This window comes from Aeoliella sp. (assembly GCF_965227375.1).
In the GTDB taxonomy this organism is placed as follows: Bacteria; Planctomycetota; Planctomycetia; order Pirellulales; family Lacipirellulaceae; genus Aeoliella.
In genome coordinates, this window is sequence record NZ_CBDDFX010000001.1 from 1,694,941 (window position 1) to 1,721,032 (window position 26,092).

The following is a 26,092-nucleotide window of genomic DNA, read 5'->3' on the forward strand; positions in this document are numbered from 1 at the left end:
TCGACCTTCACCCAATAGACTAGAAGTGCAATCCGTTAGTTACTTGTCGAAGGTGTTAGCACACACAGCGAGACTCGTCGTAGCGAGCGCGGTGTTCGCGGTTGCCACTGCACATGCGCTTGCCGACGAAGCGCCGACTGCCATAGACTTTGGGAGCCAGATTCGCCCCATCTTCAATGCGCACTGTTCGGCCTGCCATGGAGGGGTGAAACAAAGTGGTGGAATCTCCTTCATTACTCCGAAGCAGGTCATTGCACCGAACGGTTGGATTGTAGAGCCGGGCCATCCGGACTCGTCGTCGCTCATCGAGAGAGTGTCCTCGGCGGATCCGGACCTCATCATGCCACCTCCGGAACATGGACCACCGCTTTCGAAGCGCGAGGTCGAACTGCTCCGCCAATGGATTGCCGAAGGCGCTGCGTGGCAAGTTCACTGGGCGTTCGACAAGCCGACCAAGAGAGAGCTTCCCGCGGTGCAATCCGCAGCTTGGCCAAGATCCGACCTGGATTACTTCATCATCGCTAGACTCGAGGCGGAAGGGCTTACCGCTTCGAGTGAGGCAAAGCCTCATCGTTGGTTGCGACGTGTAACTCTCGACCTGACAGGGCTGCCTCCCACACGGTCTGATGTCGAGCAGTTCAACGAACTCTTGAAATCCGACGCCGAGGCCGCGTACGTAGCAACCGTCGATCGTCTGCTGAATTCGCCCCACTTTGGGGAGCGTTGGGCGAGTGTCTGGCTCGATCAGGTTCGCTATGCCGATTCGCAAGGACTCGGTCTGGATGCGCCGAGGACGATTTGGGCTTATCGGGACTGGGTGATTCGGGCGCTGAACGACGATATGCCCTACGATGAGTTTACCGTCAAGCAGATCGCTGGCGATCTGTTGCCAGATGCGAACCCCGACGACATCGTCGCCACAGCGTGCCATCGTCTCACGCAGACGAATGAAGAGGGTGGGACAGACGATGAGGAGTTTCGCGTCGCAGCGGTGCTCGACCGCGTCAACACCTTCTGGCAAGCGTGGCAGGGAATGACGTTCGGGTGCGCACAGTGCCACAGCCATCCGTACGAACCGTTTCAGCACGAAGAATACTACCAATTCACCGCCTTCTTCAACAATGCGATGGATACCGATCTTGGCAGCGACGCACCACTGCTCGCGGTTCCTAAGCGTCCCGAGGACTACCGCCGGTCAGGGGTCTTGGATCGCCAGATTGAGGAAATCACAAAGTCGATATGGCGTCAGGAGTATAAGCTGCTTTCAGATAGCTCCGCGTGGACGCCCGTACAAAACCTCGAGGCCTCGACCAACAACGCCACGGTGGTAAAGACGGAACTGCACGACGGGCGCCGCGAGTTTCGAACCGTGGGCACGGTAACCAACCGCACTCCGATTACACTCGAGGTGAAGTTCGACGAGCCGCAGCGGATTACAGCGATTCGTCTGGTGGGAATGCCGCTTGGGGGTGAACAGGCGAAAGCCGATTCGGAATGGGGCTTCGTATGGTCGCACGTCGGCGCCGAATTGCTCTCGGCAACCGACCGCAAACCACAAGCACTCCCATTTGCCCGCGTAATGGGGGACGAGCCGCATCCGCTCTTGGACCCTCAGGAGAGCTTGAATGAGAAGTCGCAGCAGGGCTTCGGTGCTTACTCTCGTATTTACTATCCGCGTGCTGCCGCGTTTGTTCTCCGCAGCCCCTTGGAGGTGGAGCGCGGGGACACACTGCGGATCAAGCTCACACACCAGATGGTTGCTGTGGGAGCGTTCGGGCTGGTGACCGATCGAGGCTACGTCTCGCTGACAGACGATCCTCGTTTCACAGAGCTGGTCAATAGTGAAGAGATGGCGGCCAAGCTTGAGCAACTCGCGCAGCTTCAACTTAAGAGACGCAACATTCCGGCCGTCAACACGCCGGTCCTCCGCGAACGTCCGAGTCACTTGGCACGACAAACGCATATATTCGTTCAGGGAGCCTTTCTTGACAAAGGCGAGCAAGTCCAACCTGGTGTGCCGGAGTGCCTGCCCGACTTACCCTCCAACGTCGCGCCCGATCGTCGCGCGCTTGCCGAGTGGCTCGTATCGGCTGAGAATCCGCTTACCGCCCGAGTGGCAGTGAACCGTTTTTGGGCTCGGTTGTTTGGAGTGGGGCTGGTGGAGACCGAAGAAGATTTTGGATCTTCCGGCGAGCCGCCGTCTCACCCGGAGTTGTTGGATCACCTGGCCGTGCAGTTCCAAGACGAATTCGATTGGAGCGTCAAAAGGCTATTGCGCGAAATAGTCCTCTCGAGCGCCTATCGTCAGAGTAGCAAGGTCACGCCGGAACTTCTGGATCAAGATCCTCGCAATAGGCTCCTTTCGCGTGGTCCCAAGCAACGCTTGTCAGCAGAAACCGTCCGCGACCAAGCCTTGGCCATTTCCGGATTACTGAACACCGAGATGTACGGTGCTCCCGTTCGCCCTCCGATTCCCGTGGAAGTGTGGAATCCGTTCTTCGGCAGCGATAAATGGCCGGCGACAGATCCAGGGGACCCCAGTCGGTATCGTCGTTCGGTTTACACCTACACGAAGCGGAGCATACCGTATCCCATGTATGCGACGTTCGATCAGCCCTCGCGCGAGTTCTGCTCGCCCCGGCGTGTGAACTCTAATACACCGCTCCAGGCGCTGGAGCTGCTCAACAGCGAAACAATGGTAGAGTGTGCGAGCGCCTTTGCAGCTCAAATGGAAGCCCAAGACGGCCCTCTGAGCGATCAGATTACCTGGGGGTTCGAGCGGGCTGTCTGCAGGAAACCCAACGAACAAGAACTCATGGCGCTCGCCAGCCTGGGTCGGCAGTTGGGCGACAAGGGGCTCACGGCCGTGGCCATAACCATCCTCAACCTCGACGAAGTGCTGACCAAGTAGTCCGCTCAAAATCGCCATGTCATCTCGCGCGCTCCAGGCCGAAACTCACCGACGCCTAACGGAACTGGCGTCCCGGCGCACGTTTCTCGCCAATTGCACGACGGGTGTCGGCGCGCTGTGGCTGGCCTCGCAATCGAACGCATCCAGTTCTGCGGGGCGTCTGGCGGAATCGAGCGAACACCCGCTAGCGGCCCGACCAACGCAGCAGCCGGGCAAGGTCAAGCGGGTCATCTTCTTGCATATGATCGGCGCGCCCAGCCAACTGGAGTTATTTGACTACAAGCCAGAATTGGAGAAGTACGACGGCAAAGAATGCCCCGCCGAGTTCTTGGCCGGCGAGCGATTTGCCTTCATCCAGGGTGTTCCGCGAATGTTGGGACCTCAATACCCATTCGCACAGCATGGCAATAGTGGGGCTTGGATCAGCGATCGCTTACCGCACCTAGCGAAACAGGCCGATGAGCTTTGCTTCATCAAAACCATGCAGACCGACCAGTTCAATCACGGGCCGGCCCAATTGATGGTGCACTCGGGACAACCGCGAATTGGCTACCCTTCGATCGGATCGTGGGTTACTTGGGGGTTGGGGTCGGAAAACCAAGACCTGCCGGGCTTCATTGTGCTACTTTCAGGTGGGCGTTTGCCGCGGGTCGGCAAGGCTTTGTGGGGCAGCGGCTTTCTGCCGTCGGTATATCAAGGTGTGCACTGCCGCTCGCAAGGGCCGCCCGTGCTGAACCTCCAAAACCCAAGTGGCGAAAGTCCGAGCGACCGCAGGGCGTTGCTCGACACGCTCAAAGTTCTCAACGAAGCGTCCCACGCCGAATTTGGCGACCCCGAGACACTCACACGGATCAATCAGTATGAACTCGCGTTCCGTATGCAAGTAGCTGCACCGGACGCGATGGACATTTCCCAAGAGCCAGCCAGCGTCCAGCAGTTGTACGGCGCCGACCCGGCAACCGAGTCATTCGCCAACAACTGCCTGCTCGCACGCCGGCTCGCGGAACGAGGCGTGCGCTTCATTCAGCTCTATGATTGGGGGTGGGATACGCACGGTTCCAATGAAAGCGAATCTCTTAGCATCGGTCTATCGAGAAAGTGCAAGCAAGTCGACCAACCCATTGCTGCACTGCTGGCAGATCTCAAGCAGCGGGGAATGCTGGAAGACACATTGGTTGTGTGGAGCGGAGAGTTTGGTCGCACGTCGATGCGAGAGAATCGCGGTGGTGCAGAAATGCGATTCAAGGGGCGCGACCACAATCCCCACGCTTTCACACTCTGGATGGCCGGCGCCGGAGTCAAATCGGGCTACACGCATGGAGAAACGGATCCGCTGGGCTATAACCCAACGAGTAGTCCGGTACACCTGCGCGACTTCCACGCCACGTTGTTGCATCTAATGGGATTGGACCATACCAAGTTGACCTTCGCATTCCAGGGTCTAAAGCAAAAACTGTCGGGCGTCAAACCGGCCGCGATTATTCAGGACATCTTGGCCTGATCTCGGCGGCGACATTTGTTTACACTTGCGATTTCTGCCAAAAACGCTACGCGAGGTGGGGCCGTAGTTACTTCATCAACTCAGCCCGCAGATCATCGCAGAACGCCTGGTATCGCTGGTCGTCATTTCCTCCCGGTGGGGTGGCTTTGATTTCTCCGAGTCGGAAGGTCGTGTCGTCGTCGAGTTCGATCGTGACCGAGTAGTAAACATAGATGCCGCTGCCCCGGCCTTTCTCTTCTTCTCGATCTACATGCACCTGCTGAATGTCGTCCCGCGAAATCGACCAACTGCAGCAGAGCGAATCGAGCCTGGCCGTGTCGCCATCGATGGTGACTCGATGGATGGAGTAGAGCGGCTCCAAGACGAAGAACCCGACGAATACCAGCACCAAGAATGCAAGCAGTATTCCTACGACGATTCGTTGCAAGGCGATCAGAAACCAATGGGTGGTTGCGAGCCAGTTCTCGCGCTCTTTCCTGTACCGGAGGTACTCGGCCGACTTCGAATACGGTTTCCAGAAGATTCCAAACAACAGCAGCGGATAGGAGAAGAACGTCCCCACCATGATCAAGATCATCCAGCCAGACTTGCTGCTGGTGAGGGTGAAGACCTGTGTGCCTTGGACCATCCCCTTCGTCGCAGTGGCATCGTCACCAGGAATCACGGCGTCCAGGGCCAAGAAAGTCCCCAACCACAGTGCGAATGCTGCTGCGCAGATGCCCATCTTCCACGGGGTAAACTGAATGCGTGGATTCCAAGTCGACTTCTTGCCAGTGAGAGATCGCGTACCCAACCAGGGTTCTCCTGTACTCGAACGGGACGAGGCGCAGTCACTCCTAGGGACTTTAGGTAGGCGATTCCCACACTTGTATGGAGAAGTCCCATCGGCAGATGATCGCCAGCACGATCATGAATGCCAATATCCATCCTGAGGCAGGTTCGGGGATCTCGTGCAGACTTACCCTCCCCGAGGGCAACCCATCTATCCGAACCAGTGCATCTAGGTTCGTACCATCACGTAGCGTCCCCGCAATCGCGTACTCGTGTGTCGAGAAGTGTTGTATCGACAGGTCATGCACATGAAAGCTTACTGTCGAGTCGTCACGTAGTTCGATGTAGGGTGGTTCGCTGAATCCACCGTGTACTTCGAGAGCAGACTCATCGGACAGATAAACCGTATGCGCAGGATCGCTTGCCAGGCATGAGTCATCCGAGCAAGCAACGTCTCCGCTCAAGACTATGAGCCTCGACTGATCTTCAAGGCGACTAGGAAGCGATATCGTTCTGCCATCTACAACGACCACACTCGTATCACGAACAATCACGCCAGCTGCCACGCCACCAGTGACAATGGATACATTGGTTGGTCCCGAGATTCCGTTTTCCACCTCCAAACGAGCACTAGACAACGGATGGTTGGCGTCAACGATCGTATCCACGGAGATAGTAGAGGCCGTTGATAGTTGACTACTTCCCAACAGGATCAACAACACGAGTCTGCAGTACATTGCAAGCGGCTCCCACCAATCCTACTCCTCCCCACTCTCCTCCCGCCGCTCCAGCGCCGGTTTGCAGTACTGCCACAAATCGAGCTCGATCAGTTCTTGCTCCACCGCCTCGGGCGTGGCTTCGGACAGGGAGTGGGCAACTTCGTCGATCAACAGGTCGCCGAACTGTTCTCGGGCGCGATGCAGGGAGGTGCGGACCGCGCCGGCTTTCATTGGTTTGTTGAGCACTTTGCTCACGATCTCCGCCAGTTCGGGCGAGCGGACGTCGGGGTGCTCCACGCGCATTCGTAGCACGGTGTGGTAGGGCTTGCCGGTGGTGATTTCCACCTTCTCCAGTTGCTGCCACACGCGGGACAACAGGTCCGCCCGCCAGCTGTTGAGGAACTCCTCGTCGGTCGGCGCGTGGTACGACTCGGCCACGTCGGGCGTGTCGGCCATGAGCGGGGCGGCCTGCTTCTGCTGCTTCACCCGTTTTCGCTGGTAGTCGATGATCAGGTGGTACAGCGAGGTCTTCAGGAAGCTGCGGAAGCGACCCTTGGTGGGGTCGGCCTTGCCGTAGTCGCCGCGGACGAACTTCAGGGCGAACTCCTGGAACACCTCGTTGGCCGCATCCTCGTCCCGCAAGGCCGCCAAGGCATATCTCTGCACCGCCCCGCCGTACCGGTCGAGCATCTCCTGCTGGGCATTCAGATGTAGCGTGGCATCTTTGCGGTGGGCGTGCTGGACCATCGACCAGAGGGTATCGATTTGGCTAAGTCGGTCGTCCATGGTTTTGGAGGGGCGAGGGGTTCGGGGCGAGGGGCGAGGAAGCCCAATTTCAGCTCGTTTTGCCAGTCGGCGGGGTTATTTTAGCGATTTGTGGGCCCGGGCGGAGGTGAGAAAATGCTTAAAAAACAGGGTTTTTGGCGAATCGCGGGGCCGCGGGGGAGAGTTTTCTCAGAAAAACGCCCCACCGGCGTAACAGCAGGCCCACAGGCCGTATGAGAGGGTGAAGTTCAACCTAACCCTGGCGAGGCCAAGCCAACCCGCTCGACTCGCCCCATACACCCCGAAAGGAAAGAAACCATGTCACGCTTCACTCTCCCCACCCTGGCCGTTATCGTTATCGCCCTGGCCGCCAACAACACCGCTTCCGCTGGCTGCGGCGGTGGCAAACGCTACTACGGCGGTGCCGCGAACCTGCATCACCGCTACATTTCCTCGCACAACCACGGCGTTTACCGCACTTACCACAAGCCGGTTGTCGTCGAAAAGCGAGTGATCGTCGAAAAGCCCGTGATCGTTGAGAAGCCGGTTATCGTTCAGCAGCCCGTGGCTGTGCCGACCGCCCCGGCTGGCGTGGCTCTCCCAGGTGCTCCGGCTCCCCAACCTGGCTTTGCTCCTGGCCTTCCCCAAGGTCAACCGGGCTTCCCCGGTGGCTTGCCCCAAGGTCAGCCTGGCTTCGGTGGTCCTCAAGGCCTGCCCCAAGGTGCTCCGCAAGGTTTGCCTCAGGGTGCCCCACAAGGTATGCCCCAGGGTGCTCCCCAAGGTCAGCCTCAGAACCTGCCGCAACCGCAGCAGAACCTGAACAACGGTCAGCCTCAGATGAACAGCTCGGCACCGCAGATGAACATCCGCCAAGCCCAGCGTGCTCTACCCAGCTTCGCGGTTGGCAGCCAGCTGGAACTCGACGGACAGCAGTTCGGCGGCAAGCCCGGTCAGGTGATGATGGTTCTCGGCCCGATGGAACTGCCGATCGCCGTAGCCGACTGGACGCCCAGCAAGGTGACCATTCAGCTTCCTGAGCTGCCGCTGAAAAGCTCCGCCGATGCTCGCATCGTCATCCTGAACTCCGAAGGACAGTTGATCAATCAGAGCGAACTGAAGCTCACGCCCAAAACCAGCCGCCTGGCCATGGGCAACTGAGTCACACTCACCCGAAGCATCACCTTTCCTTTGCCAAGCCCCGTCCGAACCACCTGGTTCGGGCGGGGTTTTTTCATGCGCGGAGGGATACAACGCCGAGACAGTCGATCGTTCTTAGCCCCGCCGTTTACGGCCGGGAAACCGGCGACGAATGATATAGCGGTCGAGCGGCAGATTCACCACTAGCCGAAGTGCTACCGAGACCGCAATGAGGCCGCGACTGACAAAGAAGAGACTCACCACAGAGTTCACGGAGAAGCACGGAGGATAAAGCACGAGTGCGACAGTGACACGAAGATCGGTGAACAGAAGGCAACAGAGGAAGCAGAGAAGTGAATCGCGACCGAGGGCTCGCGTTGAAAAGTAGCCACGGATGTACACGGACGGACACGGATTTTTGGAGAAGAGGAGTTTGCGTCAATTATCATCCTTCCCCACATCCTCTGTGCTTCTCCGTGAACTCTGTGGTTGTTTCTCTTTGAATCGCGGCTCGATTGCGGTCTCGGTCGCGCTCCGGCGAGGTGGATCGCGTGCTCCTCGACCGCCTTAGAATTGCGTTCTAGCCACCCCGCCGTAAACGACGGGGCTAACGCGACCAGCGTCTCGTGACTCGGTTGTCGTTTCCTACGGTGCCGCCGCCGCTTGGGACTCGGTCGATTTGTGCCGTAGTGGTTTGCCGTGCAGTTCGGTTTGCAGATCCCCGTCGGCGATGGCTGCGTTGCCGGACAGGAAGACCCACTCGACGCCGGAACTCGTCTCGAACGGTTTGTCGAACGTGGCGTTGTCCAGCAGCGTGTCGAGATCCAGCACCACGATGTCGGCGGCGAGACCTTCCCGCAGGTAGCCGCGATCCTCCATGCCCAGGATGTCGGCCGGTAGGCCGCTGGAGCTGCGGACTGCGTGTTCTACGGAGATCTCGCCCTCGCGGTGGGCGTAGCGGCCGATCTTGCGGGGGAACGTGCCGTAGCTGCGCGGGTGGGGGCGGGTGCCGTTGTCCACTTTGCTCGATCCGTCCGACGCGGTGGCCACCCACGGCAGCTTCATCGCGTAGCGCACGTCGGTTTCGGTCATTGCAAAGTTCACGCCTTGCGCGCCGGAGTCGAGCAGAATCTCCATTGCCACGTCAATCGGCTCGCGCTCTTCGTCGGCCGCCACTTCGCGAATAAACTTGCCCACCCAGTCGGGATGCTTCTTGGAAGACGAAATAAGAATGCGATCGCGTTCGCCCAGCGCTTTGGCCACCGCGGGGCGGAGCCGCTCGGCCTCCTTGGGGTCCTGCATCCGCTTGGCGGTTGCGGCATTGCCCCCTTCGCGCTCTTCGTCGGGAATGAGCATCGCCATGATCGACGTGCTCGAGGCAATGTAGGGATACTGATCGGCCGTGATGGTGAGGCCCTGGCTTTGCGCCTGCTGCACTAGGTCGGCCGCCAGGCGGAGCGTGCCCCAGTTTTTCCGCTTCGATGCTTTGAAGTGCGAGATGTGAACCGGCAGGTGCGCCCGCTTGCCAATCTCGATCACCTCCTGCACGGATTCCAGCAGGTGGTTGCTCTCGTTGCGCATGTGACTGGCGTAGATGCCGCCGTGTTGGCCGACCACGCTAGCAATGGCCACCAACTCGTCGGTATCGGCGTAGGAGCTCGGCACGTAGATCAAACCGGTCGACATGCCCCAGACGCCGTCGCGCATCGCTTGAGCGGCCAGGCGCTGCATCTCGGCGAGTTCTTCGTCGGTCGCCGGGCGTCGAGCGTTGCCCACCACTTGCGACCGCAACGAGCCCTGCGGCAGCAGGTGAGCGATGTTCACGCCCACCCCGTCCGCATCCAGTTGATCGTAGTACTTGCCAGTGTCCACCGGACCGGAACCGCAGTTGCCGGTCACCATGGTGGTGCAGCCTTGGGTCAGGTAGCAGTCGCCGCGGCGAGTGGCGTCCTTGAGCACCGCCCTGTCGCTGTGATTGTGCAGGTCGATGAAGCCGGGGCAGATGAGCTTGCCGGCGCAATCGATGGTTTTCGGCGCGCCTTGGGTCTCGAACTGGCCCACCGCCACGATCACTCCGTCTCGAACCGCCACGGAGCCTACGTAGCCGGGTATCCCCGTGCCATCAACGATCGTCCCACCGGCGAGTACCAAGTCGGCCTCGATCGGCTCGGCGCACACTGGCGATGAAAGTACGAACGACAACAACGCGGCGACCACGCAGGCGGCAAGCAACGAGTGGTGGGACATGGAGACTCCAGGATCGGGACAAAATTAACAAAGCGGCCTGTCCCTCAAGTGTCCCGGCAACATCGCGGTGCGTACAAGTTCGTTTTGCGTCGTTTCGCTCTTAATTCGCGCAGAACATCGCGTTATGGGAAGCTCATCAACTAACCCAGGGTAGCGTCCTAGCTCGTGGTACTCGCTTGGACGCAACCCTGGGCTGATAGTCGCATCCCCTTCCAGGATGTTCCGGTACAGCGCTTCTTCGCATTCACGGCAACTCGCGTGGATTCGCGGGCAACGCTCCGACGTGACTAGCAGCGCAGCCTCGGCAAAGCTAGATCTTGCCGGTCTCTACCATCTCGCGTTCGAGTTGCTGCTTGTAGGCGGCACGCTTGTCTTCGTCCACCTTCGCGCTTTCGGCGTAGTAGATCATGCCGAGCGAGCGACGATTGCGCGTGGACGAGTGGTTTCCATCGGCGCGATGGATCGTTAGCGCGTGATGCGCCAGCAGGTCGCCAGGTTGCGCGACCATGGGTAACTCTTGGCTGGTATCGGTCTCGTCGCTCCAGTCGGTGATGCCTTGCGAGAAGCCCAGGGTGTTGGTTCTCCCGTGCGACCGCATTCCACGCTTGTGCGAGCCGGGGACGTAGCGCACGCAGCCATTCTCTTCGTCCACGTCGTCCAGCGCCAGCCACATGGTTAGTGCTTCGCAGGGCGTTAGATGGAAGTAGTAACCATCCTGGTGGGCCGGTGTCGGCTGGCCCACGCCGGGCGGCTTGTTGAAGTACTGCATGTTGACCGGCTCGATTTCGTCGCCGAGCAACGTGCGAGCCAGCCCCGGCAGTTGGCTCTTGAGCATCAGGTCGTTGAAGAAGTCGTCGTGCTGCCAGAGTTGCTGCAGTTGTTTAAGCGTGGAAAGGTCGGCCTTGTCCTCGTAGTACACTTGCTCGCGGGGCATCGTCGGCACGACGGTCTTGATGAGCCGAGCCACGTTTTCTTGCAAGGCGGCAAGGTCGTCGCCCGAAAACGCGCCGCGAATAAATACATAGCCATCGCGGTCGAAAGCCGCCTTCAAACCCTCACGGTCTTCAAAAGGACCCATCGCCTAACTCCCAACGTTCAAAGAAAAAACGATCACCGCTTGCGCGGACGCGATTAGGGCATCGTAAACGCTGGCGCAGTGAGGTGCCAGAATCGCTCACAAATTTTACATCACCTCGAGGGCAATAGCGTGACTTGGGCGGAAAAATGGAGCCCACCTCCGCGTTTCTTGGTGCCAGAAATACTTCTCCGCCGCTGTCGTGAAATCGTCCTGGTAAGCAGCTACAATGGACCGCTTGAAACACCCCACACCGCTGCCCACAGCGGCGCTGTTCCCGCCTTGTTCTCTTTCGGAGAGTCGTAAGATGAAGAGCTTTCGCTTGTGTGCCTGCTTGGTTGGATGGTTGCTCCTTAGCCTCGGCGCCACAGCGGCCGAAGAGGTCACGCTCGAATCGTTGCTCAAGGAGATGACCGACCGCTCGACCTTGGCGAAGTTCCCCCTGCCGGCTTACACCTGTAGTCAGGCGTCGAGCTACGATCGCAACTCGGACGATCCGAACAACAAGAAGACCTGGTTTGCCAACGCCGACCGCAGCCAGTGGGTCCGCATCGAAGAGAACGAAGTCGACGGCGAGAAGCGCCGCGAGTTCGTGATGATGGACGAAGCAGGCCCCGGTGCCATCGTTCGCTTCTGGGGCACCTGGCATGGTCCGCGGGGCGAGAAGTTCTCCAACGGCACGCTTCGCATTTACCTCGACGGCAGCGACACGCCGGCCATCGAAGGCCCCATTCAAGAGGTGCTCGATCAAGGAATGCTCGCTGGCGCGCCGCTTTCGCAAGGCGTTTCGCCCAGCACGCCGTACGGGCAGCGAGGGCACAACCTGTACCTGCCGATTCCCTACGCGCAGCACTGCAAGGTGACCTACGAGACCGACGTCTACATGGACATCGGCGCCCAGCGAGGCGAGGCGCTCTACTACCAGATCAACTACCGCACCTACGCGCCTGGCACCGAGGTCGAGTCGTTCACGATGGATGGCCTGAAGGAAGCCAAGCCGGCCATCGAGAAGACGCAAGCAGCGTTGCTCTCCGCTTACGATCCACAGTCGAGTTCGTTTGCTGCCGCTGAGCACCTGCTCCGCAAGGGCGACACGGCGGAAGTCAAACGCGAGGGGTCTCAAGCGATCGAACAGATCACTCTAAAGGTCGACGCCGAGGACATCGACCAAGCGCTCCGCTCCACCGTGATGAAGATCGAGTTCGACGGCGAGAAGTGCGTGTGGGTGCCGGTAGGCGAGTTCTTCGGCATCGGATATCAGCCGGCGGAGTACAAGTCGTTCTATACCGAGCAGCGGTCCGACGGAACGCTGGTCGCCAACTGGGTGATGCCTTTTGAGAAATCGGCCAAAGTCGCCTTGGAGAATCTCGATGATCAATCCGTCAAGGTGGACTTGAAAGTGAAGTCCAGTCCTTGGCAGTGGGACGACCGTTCGATGCACTTCCACGCCGTGTGGCAGGAACTCTACAAGGTCGATAGCTTCGTCGGATCCGACCGACCGGGCGACGCAGCGTACGACGTGAACTATGTGACCGTCGACGGCAAAGGAGTTTATGTTGGCGACACGCTTACTATCTTCAACGGTGCGGCCGCCTGGTGGGGCGAAGGCGACGAGAAGATCTACGTCGATGGAGAGTCATTTCCCTCGCACATCGGCACCGGCACCGAGGACTACTACGGCTACGCGTGGTGCCGTCCGGAGAATTTCTCCGCTCCGTTCCACGCCCAGCCGACCGGCGATGGCAACCTGATCGGTGGCTTCTCGGTGAACAGCCGCTACCGCGGGCTGGACGCGATTCCGTTCACCAAATCGATCCAGTTCGACATGGAACTGTGGCACTGGAAGAGCACCAAGGTGAACTACGCCCCCACGGCGTTCTTCTACGCCCGACCCGGCGCCACGGCCAACGTCGAACCCGACACCGAGGCCGCCGCCCGCGCGGTGACTCGTTCGCGTGGTGAGATGGGCACCATCTTTGTCGTCGAAGGCGTGACCGAAGGCGAGAACCTGAAGATCGTCTCGAAGACCGGCGGATCGACCCAACAGCAACACCATGGCGACTGGGGGTGGAGCAACGAGCAGCAACTCTGGTGGCGCGACACCAACGTCGGCGATGAGCTGGTCGTGGAGTTCCCCGCCAAGACCGCCGGCCGCTACGAAGTGATCGCCAACCTGACCCAGGCTTCCGATTACGGCAAAGTCGAAGTGCTGGTAAACGATCAGCCGGCGAAGACCATCGACAGCTACGCAGAAGGCGTATCGAGTCGTGAAGTTTCGCTCGGCGAGTTCGACCTGCTCGAAGGCGCCAACAGGTTGACCATCCGCTTGGTCGGCCACAACGACAAAGCCATCACCCGCGGCATGTTCGGGCTCGACTACTTGAAGCTCGAAGAGAAGTAGCCTATTGATTCGAGCCTCGGCCCAACTGGGTCGAGGCTCGTCGTTGCAGGTCACTCCTTCAACTGGAACAACCTACGGAGCGCATTCAGCAGGCTGCTGTGGTTATCGCTTTCGGCTTCGTCGCGGAGCGACTGCAGGGGAGGGTGCAGAAGTTTGTTGACCAAGCGGTCGGCGAAGCGGGTGATTTCGTCTTTCGACTTTTCGTCCAGCTCGCCCAGCTTGTTGAGCAGCCTGACAAGTTCCGCCTCCTTCACCACGTCCCACTCGGCGCGGAGCTGCGTAATCAGCGGCGAGCTGATTTGCATCCTGGTGTCGGTCAGAAAGCGGGTGGTTTCATCACCGATGATTCGTTCGGCGCGGGGCAACTCGCGCTGGCGGCTCTTGCGATTCTGGTCGCACGCGGCGGCCAGGTCGTCGATGGAGTAGAGGTACGTGCCCAGCTCGTCGCCGATGGTCGGTTCGAAGTCGCGGGGCATGGCCAAATCTAGGATGAACAGGGGGCGTTGATTTCGCTCGTCGGCGATTTGCTTCCGGTAATAGTCTAACGTGACGATCGGATGTCCGGCAGCCGTGGTCGAAATCACCAAATCGGCCCGCACCAACTGCCAGTGCAACTCGCCCCACGGGGCGACTTCGGCCTGCCACTCGGCGGCCAGCGAATGCGCCCGGGCGGGATCACGATTCAGGATAGTAAACCGCCTGGCCCCGGCGTCGCGCAGGTACCGCAACGTCTCGTCGGCCATTTCACCGGCGCCGATCACCAGCACGCGTTTGTCGTCGAACCGCTCGAAGATTCGGCTGGCGAAGTCGGCAATCGCCACGCTGGGAATGCTCACCCGGTGGCGGTGCAGCGAGGTTTCGTTCGTCACCCGTCGCGCAACCCGCAGCGCCGCCTGGAAGCAACCATGCATGTGCGGGCCGGCGGAGCCCAGTTCGCACGCCAGCTCGTAGGACTGCTTCACTTGCGCGAGGATTTGCGGTTCTCCGACCACCATGCTGTCGAGACTCGCGGCCACGCGGAACAAATGCTCGACCACCGCCTGCCCATCGAGTGACATGAGCTGCCCGGCAATCTCGTCCAGCGGAATCGAATGCCAGCCGGCCAGGTACTCGGCCAACGCATCGTTGGCTAGCGCGGTGGTTCCGTCGGTCGCGGCCGCGTAGAACTCGGTGCGGTTGCAAGTCGAAAGCAGCACGGCCTCCACGCCAGGATGCGACTGATGCCACGCCGAAAGCGCATCGGCCGCTTGCGCCGGAGTGAACGCCAAACGTTCGCGAAAAGCGATGTCCGACTGATGATGCGAACAACCCACCATGCGAAGGTTCATAATCGGACCTCCAGATAGTGGCCGTTCGCTCCGCGAACGAGCTCATCGACTTTCCAAGAGGCATTAGCCGAGGGGCTAGGTTGCATCGATCCGACGAGGCGTAGCTCGTCGGCTATTGGCGCTCTGTGCTTAGCATCGAATGCAGCGAAATGAGACTGCGCATTTTGATGGAGCGATGCACTCGCTTCCTTCGGCCTTCCATGCACGTCATTCATCGTGAACGTGATGAGCGTCAGCACCAAGAAGCCGAACGAGGCCAGCGTAAGGTACGCCACTTTGCGACCACCACGCGCGGAAGGATAGACCATGCGGAACAGTTCGGCTACTACCAGCCACACCAGCATCGCCAGCATGCTGAGCACCACGGGGTCGGCCAGCAAGCGATAATCACTTTCGCCACTGTGCTGCAACCGGCTGAGCACCACTCCGCTAATGAACCCTCCGGCCACTAGCACGACGGAGAAGCCGAGCGCGCGACTATTGGTGCGTTCGAGCCACTCGAGGCTCGGCAGTTGGAACCCTTGCGTCGGGGGCAACTTGTGTTTGAGCCGCCAGCTTTGAATCAAGTACATCAGCCCCGCGATGAAGCCCACGCACACGGTGACCGTGGATAGGATCATCAAACTGCCATGCAATCCGCCCCAGAATTGCGACGCGCGTTGCGCGGCAAATGGCTGGCTGCTGGCGGTTTCGGCCAGCACGATGGTCACCAGCACCAGCGGCAGTACGAACAGCCCCATGGCGGTCTTCGGCGAAGTGAACACCACCCACAAATAGAACGCGGCCAGCACCCATGCGACCACCAAGTACCACAACTCCGGCGTGCGCAGGAAAGCCAGGTTGCCCGTGGAGTGATACGCCAGATAGATGGAGTGCGCCACGAGCCCGGCGACCGCCATAACGACCATCGCCAACCGATGCCACCCAAACCGCACCCACAGCCCGGCAATCTCGAGCACGAGCGCCACGGTGTAGGAAGCGGCGAAGCAGAAGACCGATACGTTGTCCATGGGGAACGACTGCTGGGGGAATGACCAATGTTCAATTAACAATGACCAATGACAGCTACTCTGATTCGTCGGGTTCGGAGTTGCGGTGGATAGCGGCGAAGACCTTGGTCAACTCGTTGGCCTCACTCCAGAGTTGTCTGGCTTCCTCGCGATGATTCGGACAGGCCGCTACGAGCAGCCTGAGCCAATGCTTGCTTTCCCTTGATTCCTTCTTGCACAGCGAAATGCGATAGCGAAATTCTTTCTTGCTAGAGGCCTCGTCGGCTTCGCAATAGTTTGCCCCAACACTACCTGCCGCACGAACAAGTTGAGTAATCAAAGGTTTGGAGATGTGATCGGCTTCGATGCCTCGGACGAAGTAGATGACTTCCTCTCCGAATTTCGCCGTTCGCTCCTCCAAATCGAAGGCCGGTTGCCCATTGGGTTCATTGGTCATTGTTAATTCGACATTGGGCATTCAGGAACGTGCGTTACTCTCCCAAACCATAGTCCTTTATCTTCTTATGCAGCGTGTTGCGGTTGATCCCCAACCGGCTGGCGGCTTTGATTTGCACGCCTTGGCATTGGTCGAGCACCTGCGAGATGACTTCGCGTTCCACGCGGTCGACGATGCGGCTGTGCAGGTCTTCCGATTTCTCGTCGGCCTGCGAAAGTCCTTCGACCACCAGGTGCTGGGCCAGTGAGTCGAAATCGAGTTGCACCGGCGCGGCGGCGGTGGCCAGCGCGGGGTCGGCCTCGCCGCGGACCACGCCGGGCAGTACGTCGGAGGTCAGCTCGTCGCCGGTCGCCATCACCACTGCGTGTTCGATGATGTTCTGCAGCTCCCGCACGTTGCCGGGCCAGTGGTACTTCTGCAGGGCGTCCATCGCTTCGGGGTGGATGTGAGTGACGTAGCGGTCGTTGCCTTCGTTGTAGATGTTCAGGAAGTGGCCGACCAGCGCCGGAATGTCCTCGGGTCGCTCCCTGAGCGGCGGCAGGTGGATCGGCACCACGTTCAGCCGGTAGTACAGGTCCTCGCGGAACGTGCCGTCCGCGGCCATCTCCAGCAGATTGCGGTTGCTGGCCGAGACGATGCGGGTGTCGACACGAATCGTGGTGTCGCCGCCCACGCGCTCGAATTCCCGTTCCTGCAACACGCGCAGCAGCTTCACCTGGAGCAGCGGCGTGGTGCTGTTGATTTCGTCGAGGAAGATGGTCCCTGTGTCGGCGCTTTGGAAACGCCCCGCGCGATCGGACACAGCCCCGGTGAACGCACCCTTCACGTGACCGAACAGTTCGCTTTCCAGCAGGTTCTCGGACAGCGCACCACAGTTCACTTTCACAAACGGCCGCGTGCGGCGGTCAGACAGCGTGTGCACCGCCTCGGCCACCAGTTCCTTTCCGGTACCGGTCTCGCCCAGCAGCAACACCGACGCGTTCGACCGCGCCACCTGCCGGGTGATGCGATACACCTCGAGCATCGCCGGACTCGAGCCAATAATGCCCGGCAGTGGTGCGATCGATTCAGGTTTTCCGTTACTCAGTGACACTTAGTTAAATCCTGTTGGACGCTGGGTGCCGCTGCTGGCTTGCCCAGTAGTGCAGAGCGCGTCTACTCTTTTTTCTCTCCGCGGCCGGCTTCGATCGTATCGAGCAATCCGCCGAGAACTTGTTGCGTTTCTTTAGTGGCTGTTGCGCTGGCGTTGTACAGGTCGTACTGGCGAATAATCTCGTCGGCCGATAACCTCAGTCCGAACTTCTGAACGCTGTCGGCAAACGCGGCGGCCGCCGCGCGGCGCGATTCGATACTCAAGGTCGACATGCTGGCGTAGGCCACGAGCGCCACTTGGCTCTCGTGCGTGCCCATCTTGGCTAGCACCTGCCAGTTGGTGTCGCCTTCAGCCGCGGGGCGAACGTGTTGGGCAATCATCGTGCTGGCCGCACGCAAGCGGTAGAAGTTTCGCTCAGCTTCGAGCAATTGGTTCATCACCGCAATGGCCGTGTCAGCCTGCGCGAGCCGCTCCTCGGCCATCGGCCAGGTGCTCGGCAGGTGTGCGAGCGTTCCGTCGGCCACGTCCGCCAAAACGTTGTCGGAGTGCGGCCGCGGGAAGGCGACCACCGCATTGTGCTCCGAGGCGATGGTTTCAGCGGTGTGTAGTTGCCACTCGCGCGCTAAGAGTGCAATCGGCACCAATCCGCTGGCCGGTTGGCGGCGCAGTTGGTACACCGTATCGCGGACCGCCGGCTTGCCGATCGACATGTCGATGAAAATCAGTTCGATGTCGGCGTTCTCCTTGGCCTTTTCGATGGTGCCCTGTCCGATGCCGGCCACTTCGCCACTGAAGCCCATCGCGGCGAGTCCACCGGCCCAAGTCGTTGCCGCGTCGATTTGCGGCGACGCGGCCAACACGGTTCGCTCGCCACCGGCGGTCGCCAGTTGCACGATCGCCGGGCACACCTTGCTCGATCCCGGGAACGGTCGCGCCGGGTCGATCGAGGCGATCGCTTCGAGCGCCGCGGTGCGGATCGTGGGATGCGGGTGCTCGAGCGCGCGGGCGGTGGGCGATGGCAAACCATCTTCGGTGATCAAGATCGCGGGGTTCTTTCGCTCGCCAAACACCTGCAGGGCGAGAGTCGCTGCAGTCACTTGGTTTTTTTCGAGGGCGTCGCTTAGCAGCCGGTCGAGCCAATCGGCGGGCAGGTCTTCCAGCAGTTTCGTCGTATGGCCTGCCTCGTGGCCATGCCGGCCACGAATCGCTACGCTCTCAAGCTTTAGTCGCAGAGCCTTGGTGTCCACGCTGGGAATCCCAGAGCGGAGCGAAGCCAGGCCACTGGCCAGATCGGCGCTGTACATCGTGTTCGCTTCGGCCACAGTCAGTGTGAGCGGGACTGGTGCGTTTTGTTTACCGTGCCACACCCAGTAAGTCACCATGTCGTCGGCGCTGGGCATGAACACCGGCGCGCCGCCTTCCAGGCGATCGAGCGTTCGCTGCAACAATCCCGTGGCCGACTCGACGCTCGGCTCCTGACCGGTGAGCGATTGATACGCCCGCCCGACCGAGCCGCCATTCAAGGCCGGCACCGCCATCAGCGGCGCGGCTTCGCCTGCACCGATGGCCGCCAGTAGCTCGGCCGCTTCGGCCACCAGGCGGTCGTTGCCCGAGTGGAGCGTTGCCAGCAGCGGCCGCGCTGCAATGGCACCCAGGCGCACCAGCGCGGCTCGCGCGCCCTGGCGGGCCGCTTCGGTGGTTTGGTCATTGGCCAGCATCAGAATCAACGGCACCACGGCGCGGTCGCCCAATCCGGCGAGTCCCGCTACGGCGTTGCGCTGCTTCACCGCGCTATCGCTGCCAAGGTCGGTCACCAGCGCTTGCATCCGCTCTTCGGAAGACGCATCAGCGGCAACCGCTTCGAACACCGATGTCACCCACGGCCGCGCGTTGGGGCCCAACTCGGGCGCGCGGGCTAGCGATTGAACCACCGCCGGACCAAACTGTTGGACCAGCGCGATCTTCGTCGCGTCGTCGATGTTGCTCTGCACCAAGCGATGAAACTCGCTGGCAGCCAAGTCGCCTTCGCCCAGTTTCAGCAGCAATTGCGTCGCCCGCAGGAGATCGGCAGGCGTGGTGCGAGGCTTGTCCAGAATCGCCCGCACCGCGGGATTCGCTAGCGCCGTCGGATTGGGCAAGGTCGGCAAGAAACCCTCATCGCCGGGAAATTTCGGCTCTTCGACCTCCGCCGGTTCGCCTTCCGCGGGCGGATCTTGCGCGACGACTGGCGCTGCGCAGAGTGCGACTAACAAAATGGCCAACAGCCGCGGTGCAGAGCACCACTCCGGGCGCTGACGCTTCCGGCTTGCCGAGTTTGGATTTTTGCTCAATCGTTGCTTGCTCATGTTGCTTGTCTCAGTTCTGCAGTCTCTTCTTCCACACTTCGACCTGTTCGGCCACGCGCTCGGGATTCGTCGAGCCGAAACTCTTGAACGCTTCGACCGCCCGCTCCACGCCCAACACGTCGTACACGCTCTTGTCGAGCGACTCGTGCGCGGCTTGGAACTCTGCGAGCGGCAGATCGGCCAAACGGCAGTCTTGCTTCATCGCGGTGCCCACCAACTTGCCGATCAACTCGTGCGCGGTCCGTTGCGGCACGCCGGCGGCGATCAGGTATTCCATCAATGTCGTGGCGTCGAGGTAGCCTCGATCGATGCCCGCAGAGATCGACTCTCGTTTCAGCTCCGCCCCGGCGACCATCGGCGCTGCCAGTTCCAGGCAGGCTTCCACGGTGTCGGCCGAATCGAACACCCGCTCCTTGTCCTCTTGCAAGTCGCGGTTGTACGCCAGCGGCAGGCCCTTGGTCAGCGTGATGAGCGATTGCAGATTGCCGACCACGCGGGCCGACTTGCCGCGCACCAGCTCCAGGCCATCGGGATTTTTCTTCTGCGGCATGATTGACGAGCCGGTGCAGAACGCGTCGGGCAGCTTCAGGAAGTTGAACTCCGTAGTGCACCACAGAATCCACTCCTCGGCCCAACTCGAAAGGTGCAGGGCGATTTGCGTGAGCACGTAGGCAAACTCCAGCGCGAAGTCGCGATCGCTCGACGAGTCGAGGCTGTTCGCCACGATGCCTTCGAAGCCCAGTTCGTCGGCCACCATTTGCCGATCGATCGGAATAGTCGTGCCGGCGAGCGCCGCGGTGCCGAGCGGCAGTTGGTTCACCCGCGAGCGGCAGTCGGCCAGCCGCTGGCGGTCGCGCTCGAGCTTCTCGCAGTACGCCAGCCAGTAGTGCGCGGCCAGCACCGGCTGCGCCCGCTGCATGTGCGTGTAGCCCGGAACGATCACTCCCGAGTCGAGCGAGGTGCGATGCAGGAAAGCGGCTTGCAGGTTCTTCAGCAAACGGTCGACGCGGTCGATCGAATCGCGAATCCACAGCCGAAAGTCGGTGGAAACCTGATCGTTGCGGCTGCGGCCGGTGTGTAGCTTGCGGCCGACGTCGCCAATCCGCTCGGTGAGCGCTCGCTCGATGTTCATGTGAACGTCTTCGAGCGAGGTTTTGAACTCGAACTTGCCCGCGGCGATCTCCTCGCCAATCTGGACCAAGCCGTCCACGATCTGGTCGCGCTCGTCGTCGGTCAGCACTCCCACGGCTGCCAGCATCCGCGCGTGTGCCACCGAACCGCGCACGTCGTGCGCGTACAGTCGGCGGTCGAAGCTCACGCTCTCGCTAAACTGTTCCAGCAATTGGTCGGTGGGCTGCTCGAAAGCACCGCCCCAAGGTTTGTCCGACATAGCAAAAGGACGATTGGTGGGCACGGAGAGGGAGAGAAACACAAGCGGGGCAACCTGTTTATGCTAAACGGGTTACGTCCGATCGTCAACGCTCCGCATGCAGCGGCCGCCTAGTTTTTGGGCATAACGCGGACAATCGGCACAATCGCTACCCGCAGCGGAGGGCACTCGGCCTCGGCATGGCGGTTGGGATGACTGCCCGAATTGGCTGCAGCCACGTTCACTTATCCGCGAGTCGGTTGAAATCTCCCTCCGAAGCTGTGCTTCCAACATCTCAGCTCTGGCTGTGTTTACCGGCGTGGTACTCTGTTGCACAATTGTGCCACCTCTTCGCACTCTACTTTTACCGCCATGACCACGCTCGAAATGCAACCGACGTTCGTCCGCCACGTGGACGAGCCCTTGGACGCGGCGCTTGCGAAGCTCCGTCGCGCGATTCGCGCGCCAGAGGTTGGCGGGCAAGCGCAGTCGGCGGGGCATTGCCTCGACTTCAAGGTGCCCAAGGGCCAGCAGCGGTTGTGGTCGCCCCATTTGTCGGTGCAACTCAGCGAACAAGACTCCGGCGGCACCGAACTCTACTGCCGGTTCTCGCCGCGGCCGGAAATCTGGACCGGAGTGATGGCCACGTACTTCGCCGCGGTGTTCGTAATGTTCGTGGCGGCCATGTATGGCTACGTCCAGTGGTTCATGGGGCACTCGCCCTGGGCCCTGGTGGCGATCCCCGTGGCCGCGGCGGTGATCGTCGCGCTGCACCTGGCAAGCCTCACCGGCCAACGCCTGAGCGCCGACCAGATGCACACGCTCCGCTCGCAGTTCGACTTGTCGATGAAACTGGCGTTTGGTGAGAGTGACGGCTTGGTGTAGCAGAGAACATCTGCAGAGCACGCTAGATGCTAGAAGTGCTCTCTCGTTGATATTGTCACAAGCTCGCAATGCGGGAATGGGCGAAATAAGTTCTTGGCGTCTCCCCGAACCCAATAGCGTACCGCAGCGCAATCGCAGCACTCAGTGAAGTTTCGCAAACCAAATACGAGTTTCGAGATGAATGGTTTCCCATCGCGCGTCACCTTGAGAAGTAGCTTTCACTGGATTGTGCTCGTTGCTGCTGTTCTTGAGGGTTGTTCTACAGGTCCACAGGTTTCCAAGCAGCAGATCGATCAAGCTCGCAAAGCGTACATGACCCAAGAAGGGCATCAAGCTCGAGGGGCAAAATTCAGCGAGTTGGCCCTGATGATGGATTCCGCAACGTACCCCGGCAAGCACGCGAGCGGTAGGCTATATACGCAGAAGGAGATCATCGACCTGCTCGGTCCACCAGATCTGGTGCGTCATGGGAAATCGGAAACGGAATTCGCTTACTTCCACGATCGATTTGGAAAACGCGATTGGGCAGTGTACGTCTCTTTTTCAAAGAGCGACCCTTACGCTGAGTTCGGCTACAACGCCTCAGACGTCAGGGATCATTCAATGTGGGAGAAGTTCAATGAAGCAAACGCGCCGCCAGCGGGCACGGGGGACGAACTCCCTCCAGACGAGGTCGCGGAGCCGTCGATATCGAAGGACCAATGAGCTGCTGAGTACTAGTACCTCTCCATCGACCCGTCGTAATAATCCAAGGTTGGCACTCATCCCGTTACTCCGACAGATATCCCCGCTTCTTGAGCAAAGTCACGGTTTTCTTGGGCAGGCTCTCTTCCAGATCCGCCAGGTATTCGCCGCCGAAGAAATCGGAGCCATCGGCCGGGATCACCACGAAGTCGTCGGTCAGCTGAACATTGTCGGGCCAAGTGGCCTTGTTTAGCTTCGCGGCCGTCTTGCGTAGTGCCGCGCGAAGCTTGGGCATGTTCTCTTCTTCGGAATCGGCGATCGATTCGTAGATTTCCTGAAAGATCTGTTGGACTTTGGGAGTCGACGTCAGGTCCAACTCGTACACCCCATCGCCTTGTTCGCTGGCGACGCCCAACGTGGGGTGCCACAGGCTGTCGGGTGCTTCGATGGGGTCGTCGTCGGCGAGCACTTGTTCTCGAAGCCGCTCGGCCACGCCGCGGACGACCACGCCGTAGTCGTCGGCCGGGGCGTGCGTGTCGTAGAAGTACAGTCGCATGCAGAACAGCGGCTCGGCGACCTCCATTCTGCTGGCAGCCAACACAACCGCTTTGCTCAGCACTGGTATCAGCTTCTTGTAGGGGCCATCGACGACCACGCGCTGGCTGAGCTTCTCGTTGATCTGAGCGTGGTTCACCTCTGCCGCGCCGGCCGCCGACTCGAAAGGAAACAAGCTAAAATCCGAGTCGACTTGCTTCTCGCCATTTCGACAAAGCGAAGAACTCAGCACCAGTTGGCGGGCGTCTGGATGCCGACGGTCGTCGGCCGCTCGCATGGAAACCTCGAACCGAACCCAGTCGAAGTCACTGTATTCGTGCGTGCCGCTCTCGATGGCAAGTTCCAGTTGCCCGTCGTTGAGTTGCCACTGGCCTTCGACCGCTACGAATTGAAAGTTGGGCTTGCTGCCGGACGGGTCCTCAAACTCGACCGTCCGCCAAGTGAACGAGTGGTCGGGCTGCAGGGTGATTTCGTCCACCACCATATAGCCATGCGGGGCTAGGTTGGAGTAATCGCACCACACTCCGGCCAGGCTGAATTCGTTTATCGGATATGCATCGTCGCTCATGTCAGTTGCCCTCTACCTGTTTCGTTTCCACTTGCCTCAGAGTGTAAGAGAAGTGCTGAGCGCCTACAAGATTCACGGGGCGGGGCGCACCGTGAGTCGGCGGCCCAACACTAGAAGACGAACAGGAACCACACGGTGACCAAGTCTTTTCCTTTGTCGTGCACCAAGACGCAGTGCGAGCCATCGTTGCCATCCTTGAAAGGGCGGCGGACGTAGTACTCGACGTCATCGGATTGCGCCGCAGCAGGCCACGTGTCGGGCACTCCCTGCAGTACTTGTTGGACTTCCTGGTTGTTGCTATCGGAGGGCACCAAGTGAAGCCGTGTGATGGTCGTTTCGCGCAGTGAAGGCAGTGCGTGGTGTTGCCACATGTGTGCCGAATCGATGAAATCTCCGAAGCAATAGACGCGGATATCTTCCAGGTCGGAATCCTGCAAGTCGGTGCTCTCGACCATCTCCTGCAGAATCTTTGGCCACTCCGTTCGATCGGCAACAGGGCCGATCGATTCATCGACGTTCGGACCACTGCAGCCAACCAGGCAAACTAAGCCCAACGCAGCAGCAGCGATTGCGGCGCGAATTGACACAACAATTCTCGGAGTGCATTCGGTCAATTGGTTGCTGTAGGTTCTCTCTTGAGCAGTCGACTGCATTGTCTGGCCCGGTAGAGCGCCCGTCAAATATTTCGGCGGCAAAGTGCCCATCCGCGGGTGAAGACGCACGCCCGTTGATATCATGTGGTGGTTTGATCTAATGGGTGCCCAACGTCGACACTTCCTTCCCCAGCATCCAAACTCAGCAATGCACTGGTTCACCCGACTTCTCGAGAAGCCCCGTTACGAACAGCACCAGGAGTTTTTGCAGCAGGCGGCGAAGCTGCTGCCCACGCCGATCGACGCGGTGGTGTTCGATTTCGACGGAGTGTTTACCGATAACTGCGTGATCGTCGACCAGGAGGGGCGGGAGTCGGCCACTTGTAGCCGGCTCGATGGCCTCGGGATTGGCATGCTCAAGAAGACCGGCATCCCGGTGTTCGTGCTGTCCAAGGAGCCGGTGCCGATCGTGATGCACCGCTGCACCAAGCTGGGGCTCGAGTGCCTGCACGGGGTGGACGACAAGCTGCCGCTCTTGACCAAGTGGTTGGAGGAGCGAAATCTCGCACTTTCCCGAACCATCTATGTGGGCAACGACGTAAACGACCTGGAGTGCCTTCGCGCGGCCGCCTGCGGTGTGGTGCCGCTCGACGCCCACCCCGACGTGCTGCCAGTGGCCGATCTGGTGCTTGACTACCCCGGCGGTCACGGCGCGGTGCGGCAATTGTGCGACCTGGTCTGCTCGATTGTGAAGCCAGCGGGCTAGTGCGCACCGTGGGTGCAATCGACACAACCGAACCAGGCTGCCTCGGCGACCCCGGTTCCCGTCGCCCGATGGGGCACAACTGTATCGGCTGCTGCCGGCCGGCGGTATAATCGAAGTTTCCCCCGCGTTTCCCCTCCTTTACCCTGGCCGCGCGTCTTGGCTGGCTGGTGGTCGGGTCAACGAAACATCATCCGTTCGAGTTCACCTTGAGCGACGGCCCGCCCGCCGCCACTGCAGCAAATGCCGAAAGGAAAGAGAACCATGGACCTCACGAAGATCGCGCTGGGACTGCTCACAGCCTTTTGCCTCCTTGATACCGGTGACCTGGCTCTGGCGAAAAGCCCCTCGGAGGATGTGCAGGACATCCGCAGCGATTTCGTCTCCGAAGCGACGAAGGCCCGTGCCGAGTATCGTCGCGAGTTGCAGAAAGCGGCCAAACGAGCGGTGAGTGATTACGAGAAGGCGGCGGCCAGCGCGGTTCGCGCAGGCGACCTGGCGGCGGCCACCAACGCGATGCGGCAGATCCTGCTGTTGGACCGTGATCACAAGAAGGCCCAATCGCACTTCGAGGCGATCGGCCAGTTGGACGAGGTGCTCAAGGAGTTGGAAGACGAACCGGTGCTGCCCGAAGGCGACGAACCCGTAAACACCGGTAAACTGGCGCGTTCGTTGGTGGGGACGACCTGGACCTGGGGCGATAAGCGGACCATTACGTTTGCCGGTGGTGGTCGCGCTACCGTTTCGACAGACAGTCAGCCCAATACTCGCCTATGGAAAGTCGGCTCCGATGGGTCGGTGCACATCGGGAGCCCACCCTCGCATCCGTGGTACGTGGTCATCAAATTCGACAACAATCTGCGCGCCTTCGCGGGACATTCGCTCAAGCTAGAAAGTTCCAACTTCCGCGGACAACGCACACGTTAGTGCGTTAGC

The 26,092-nt window shown here is 60.3% G+C and carries 21 protein-coding genes; 8 read left to right on the top strand and 13 right to left on the bottom strand.

Annotated elements, in window-relative coordinates:
- The first annotated feature begins 91 nt into the window (after nt 1–91).
- Nucleotides 92–2,911, top strand: coding sequence for a PSD1 and planctomycete cytochrome C domain-containing protein (locus ACQK2L_RS06955; protein WP_425397425.1), 2,820 nt, complete (start codon nt 92–94; stop codon nt 2,909–2,911).
- A 16-nt stretch (nt 2,912–2,927) separates the two neighbouring features.
- Nucleotides 2,928–4,412 (top strand): DUF1501 domain-containing protein, encoded by a 1,485-nt coding sequence (locus ACQK2L_RS06960; protein WP_425396213.1) that lies wholly within the window; start codon nt 2,928–2,930, stop codon nt 4,410–4,412.
- 67 nt (nt 4,413–4,479) lie between these two features.
- Here ACQK2L_RS06960 and ACQK2L_RS06965 read toward each other — a convergent pair whose 3' ends face one another.
- The 3 genes from ACQK2L_RS06965 to ACQK2L_RS06975 all read right to left on the bottom strand — a co-directional run bounded on the left by ACQK2L_RS06965 (nt 4,480) and on the right by ACQK2L_RS06975 (nt 6,688).
- Nucleotides 4,480–5,205: a hypothetical protein gene (locus tag ACQK2L_RS06965; protein WP_425396214.1), complete on the bottom strand. Its 726-nt coding sequence runs from the start codon at nt 5,203–5,205 to the stop codon at nt 4,480–4,482.
- Between the two features lie 52 nt (nt 5,206–5,257).
- A complete protein-coding gene (locus ACQK2L_RS06970) occupies nt 5,258–5,851 on the bottom strand; it encodes a hypothetical protein (protein WP_425396215.1) in 594 nt (197 codons plus the stop codon).
- Between the two features lie 90 nt (nt 5,852–5,941).
- Nucleotides 5,942–6,688: an RNA polymerase sigma factor gene (locus tag ACQK2L_RS06975; RefSeq protein WP_425396216.1), complete on the bottom strand. Its 747-nt coding sequence runs from the start codon at nt 6,686–6,688 to the stop codon at nt 5,942–5,944.
- A 297-nt stretch (nt 6,689–6,985) separates the two neighbouring features.
- On the opposite strand from ACQK2L_RS06975, the gene ACQK2L_RS06980 reads away from it, so the two are divergent.
- A complete protein-coding gene (locus tag ACQK2L_RS06980) occupies nt 6,986–7,825 on the top strand; it encodes a hypothetical protein (protein WP_425396217.1) in 840 nt (279 codons plus the stop codon).
- A 624-nt stretch (nt 7,826–8,449) separates the two neighbouring features.
- On the opposite strand, the gene ACQK2L_RS06985 is transcribed toward ACQK2L_RS06980, so the two are convergent.
- Both ACQK2L_RS06985 and ACQK2L_RS06990 read right to left on the bottom strand, forming a co-directional pair.
- Nucleotides 8,450–10,051, bottom strand: coding sequence for an N-acyl-D-amino-acid deacylase family protein (locus ACQK2L_RS06985; protein ID WP_425396218.1), 1,602 nt, complete (start codon nt 10,049–10,051; stop codon nt 8,450–8,452).
- Between the two features lie 310 nt (nt 10,052–10,361).
- Nucleotides 10,362–11,129, bottom strand: a complete 768-nt coding sequence (locus ACQK2L_RS06990; protein WP_425396219.1) for a phytanoyl-CoA dioxygenase family protein — start codon at nt 11,127–11,129, stop codon at nt 10,362–10,364.
- 304 nt (nt 11,130–11,433) lie between these two features.
- Here ACQK2L_RS06990 and ACQK2L_RS06995 point away from each other — a divergent pair, with 304 nt between their 5' ends.
- Nucleotides 11,434–13,527: a glycoside hydrolase family 172 protein gene (locus ACQK2L_RS06995; protein WP_425396220.1), complete on the top strand. Its 2,094-nt coding sequence runs from the start codon at nt 11,434–11,436 to the stop codon at nt 13,525–13,527.
- 50 nt (nt 13,528–13,577) lie between these two features.
- Here ACQK2L_RS06995 and hemA read toward each other — a convergent pair whose 3' ends face one another.
- From hemA to argH, 6 genes are all read right to left on the bottom strand, one after another.
- The gene (gene hemA, locus ACQK2L_RS07000; RefSeq protein WP_425396221.1) at nt 13,578–14,855 is read right to left on the bottom strand and encodes a glutamyl-tRNA reductase; all 1,278 of its coding nucleotides are present in this window, start codon (nt 14,853–14,855) and stop codon (nt 13,578–13,580) included.
- Nucleotides 14,852–15,865, bottom strand: coding sequence for a hypothetical protein (locus ACQK2L_RS07005; protein WP_425396222.1), 1,014 nt, complete (start codon nt 15,863–15,865; stop codon nt 14,852–14,854). Before ACQK2L_RS07005 ends, hemA begins: the two co-directional genes overlap by 4 nt.
- 55 nt (nt 15,866–15,920) lie before the next feature.
- Nucleotides 15,921–16,301 (bottom strand): four helix bundle protein, encoded by a 381-nt coding sequence (locus ACQK2L_RS07010; RefSeq protein WP_425396223.1) that lies wholly within the window; start codon nt 16,299–16,301, stop codon nt 15,921–15,923.
- Between the two features lie 34 nt (nt 16,302–16,335).
- Nucleotides 16,336–17,325: a sigma-54 interaction domain-containing protein gene (locus tag ACQK2L_RS07015; RefSeq protein WP_425397426.1), complete on the bottom strand. Its 990-nt coding sequence runs from the start codon at nt 17,323–17,325 to the stop codon at nt 16,336–16,338.
- Nucleotides 17,326–17,456: 131 nt separating this feature from the next.
- Entirely contained in the window at nt 17,457–19,739 is a 2,283-nt protein-coding gene (locus tag ACQK2L_RS07020) for a hypothetical protein (protein WP_425396224.1), read from the bottom strand.
- Nucleotides 19,740–19,749: 10 nt separating this feature from the next.
- Nucleotides 19,750–21,129, bottom strand: a complete 1,380-nt coding sequence (gene argH / locus ACQK2L_RS07025; protein ID WP_425396225.1) for an argininosuccinate lyase — start codon at nt 21,127–21,129, stop codon at nt 19,750–19,752.
- A 351-nt stretch (nt 21,130–21,480) separates the two neighbouring features.
- Here argH and ACQK2L_RS07030 point away from each other — a divergent pair, with 351 nt between their 5' ends.
- The gene (locus ACQK2L_RS07030) at nt 21,481–21,993 is read left to right on the top strand and encodes a hypothetical protein (RefSeq protein WP_425396226.1); all 513 of its coding nucleotides are present in this window, start codon (nt 21,481–21,483) and stop codon (nt 21,991–21,993) included.
- Nucleotides 21,994–22,137: 144 nt separating this feature from the next.
- Complete coding sequence (locus tag ACQK2L_RS07035; RefSeq protein ID WP_425396227.1) at nt 22,138–22,698, top strand: hypothetical protein; 561 nt, start codon at nt 22,138–22,140, stop codon at nt 22,696–22,698.
- A 64-nt stretch (nt 22,699–22,762) separates the two neighbouring features.
- Here the strand turns inward: ACQK2L_RS07035 and ACQK2L_RS07040 are convergent, their stop codons facing one another.
- Together ACQK2L_RS07040 and ACQK2L_RS07045 are read right to left on the bottom strand one after the other, a co-directional pair.
- Nucleotides 22,763–23,800, bottom strand: a complete 1,038-nt coding sequence (locus ACQK2L_RS07040) for a hypothetical protein (RefSeq protein WP_425396228.1) — start codon at nt 23,798–23,800, stop codon at nt 22,763–22,765.
- Nucleotides 23,801–23,910: 110 nt separating this feature from the next.
- Nucleotides 23,911–24,387, bottom strand: a complete 477-nt coding sequence (locus tag ACQK2L_RS07045; RefSeq protein ID WP_425396229.1) for a hypothetical protein — start codon at nt 24,385–24,387, stop codon at nt 23,911–23,913.
- A 214-nt stretch (nt 24,388–24,601) separates the two neighbouring features.
- Here ACQK2L_RS07045 and ACQK2L_RS07050 point away from each other — a divergent pair, with 214 nt between their 5' ends.
- Nucleotides 24,602–25,159 (top strand): KdsC family phosphatase, encoded by a 558-nt coding sequence (locus ACQK2L_RS07050; protein ID WP_425396230.1) that lies wholly within the window; start codon nt 24,602–24,604, stop codon nt 25,157–25,159.
- A gap of 261 nt (nt 25,160–25,420) precedes the next feature.
- Nucleotides 25,421–26,083: a hypothetical protein gene (locus tag ACQK2L_RS07055; RefSeq protein ID WP_425396231.1), complete on the top strand. Its 663-nt coding sequence runs from the start codon at nt 25,421–25,423 to the stop codon at nt 26,081–26,083.
- The last annotated feature ends 9 nt before the right edge of the window (nt 26,084–26,092 follow it).

What these genes read in the sequence shown, in the direction of transcription:
- ACQK2L_RS07040 (WP_425396228.1), bottom strand. Translation starts at nt 23,800, where the DNA reads ATGAGCGACGATGCATATCCGATAAACGAATTCAGCCTGGCCGGAGTG.
- ACQK2L_RS07030 (WP_425396226.1), top strand. Translation starts at nt 21,481, where the DNA reads ATGACCACGCTCGAAATGCAACCGACGTTCGTCCGCCACGTGGACGAG.
- ACQK2L_RS07050 (WP_425396230.1), top strand. Translation starts at nt 24,602, where the DNA reads ATGCACTGGTTCACCCGACTTCTCGAGAAGCCCCGTTACGAACAGCAC.
- ACQK2L_RS06980 (WP_425396217.1), top strand. Translation starts at nt 6,986, where the DNA reads ATGTCACGCTTCACTCTCCCCACCCTGGCCGTTATCGTTATCGCCCTG.
- ACQK2L_RS06990 (WP_425396219.1), bottom strand. Translation starts at nt 11,129, where the DNA reads ATGGGTCCTTTTGAAGACCGTGAGGGTTTGAAGGCGGCTTTCGACCGC.
- argH (WP_425396225.1), bottom strand. Translation starts at nt 21,129, where the DNA reads ATGTCGGACAAACCTTGGGGCGGTGCTTTCGAGCAGCCCACCGACCAA.
- hemA (WP_425396221.1), bottom strand. Translation starts at nt 14,855, where the DNA reads ATGAACCTTCGCATGGTGGGTTGTTCGCATCATCAGTCGGACATCGCT.
- ACQK2L_RS06975 (WP_425396216.1), bottom strand. Translation starts at nt 6,688, where the DNA reads ATGGACGACCGACTTAGCCAAATCGATACCCTCTGGTCGATGGTCCAG.
- ACQK2L_RS06995 (WP_425396220.1), top strand. Translation starts at nt 11,434, where the DNA reads ATGAAGAGCTTTCGCTTGTGTGCCTGCTTGGTTGGATGGTTGCTCCTT.
- ACQK2L_RS07015 (WP_425397426.1), bottom strand. Translation starts at nt 17,325, where the DNA reads ATGCTCGAGGTGTATCGCATCACCCGGCAGGTGGCGCGGTCGAACGCG.
- ACQK2L_RS06960 (WP_425396213.1), top strand. Translation starts at nt 2,928, where the DNA reads ATGTCATCTCGCGCGCTCCAGGCCGAAACTCACCGACGCCTAACGGAA.
- ACQK2L_RS07005 (WP_425396222.1), bottom strand. Translation starts at nt 15,865, where the DNA reads ATGGACAACGTATCGGTCTTCTGCTTCGCCGCTTCCTACACCGTGGCG.
- ACQK2L_RS07020 (WP_425396224.1), bottom strand. Translation starts at nt 19,739, where the DNA reads ATGAGCAAGCAACGATTGAGCAAAAATCCAAACTCGGCAAGCCGGAAG.
- ACQK2L_RS07010 (WP_425396223.1), bottom strand. Translation starts at nt 16,301, where the DNA reads ATGACCAATGAACCCAATGGGCAACCGGCCTTCGATTTGGAGGAGCGA.
- ACQK2L_RS07055 (WP_425396231.1), top strand. Translation starts at nt 25,421, where the DNA reads ATGGACCTCACGAAGATCGCGCTGGGACTGCTCACAGCCTTTTGCCTC.
- ACQK2L_RS06985 (WP_425396218.1), bottom strand. Translation starts at nt 10,051, where the DNA reads ATGTCCCACCACTCGTTGCTTGCCGCCTGCGTGGTCGCCGCGTTGTTG.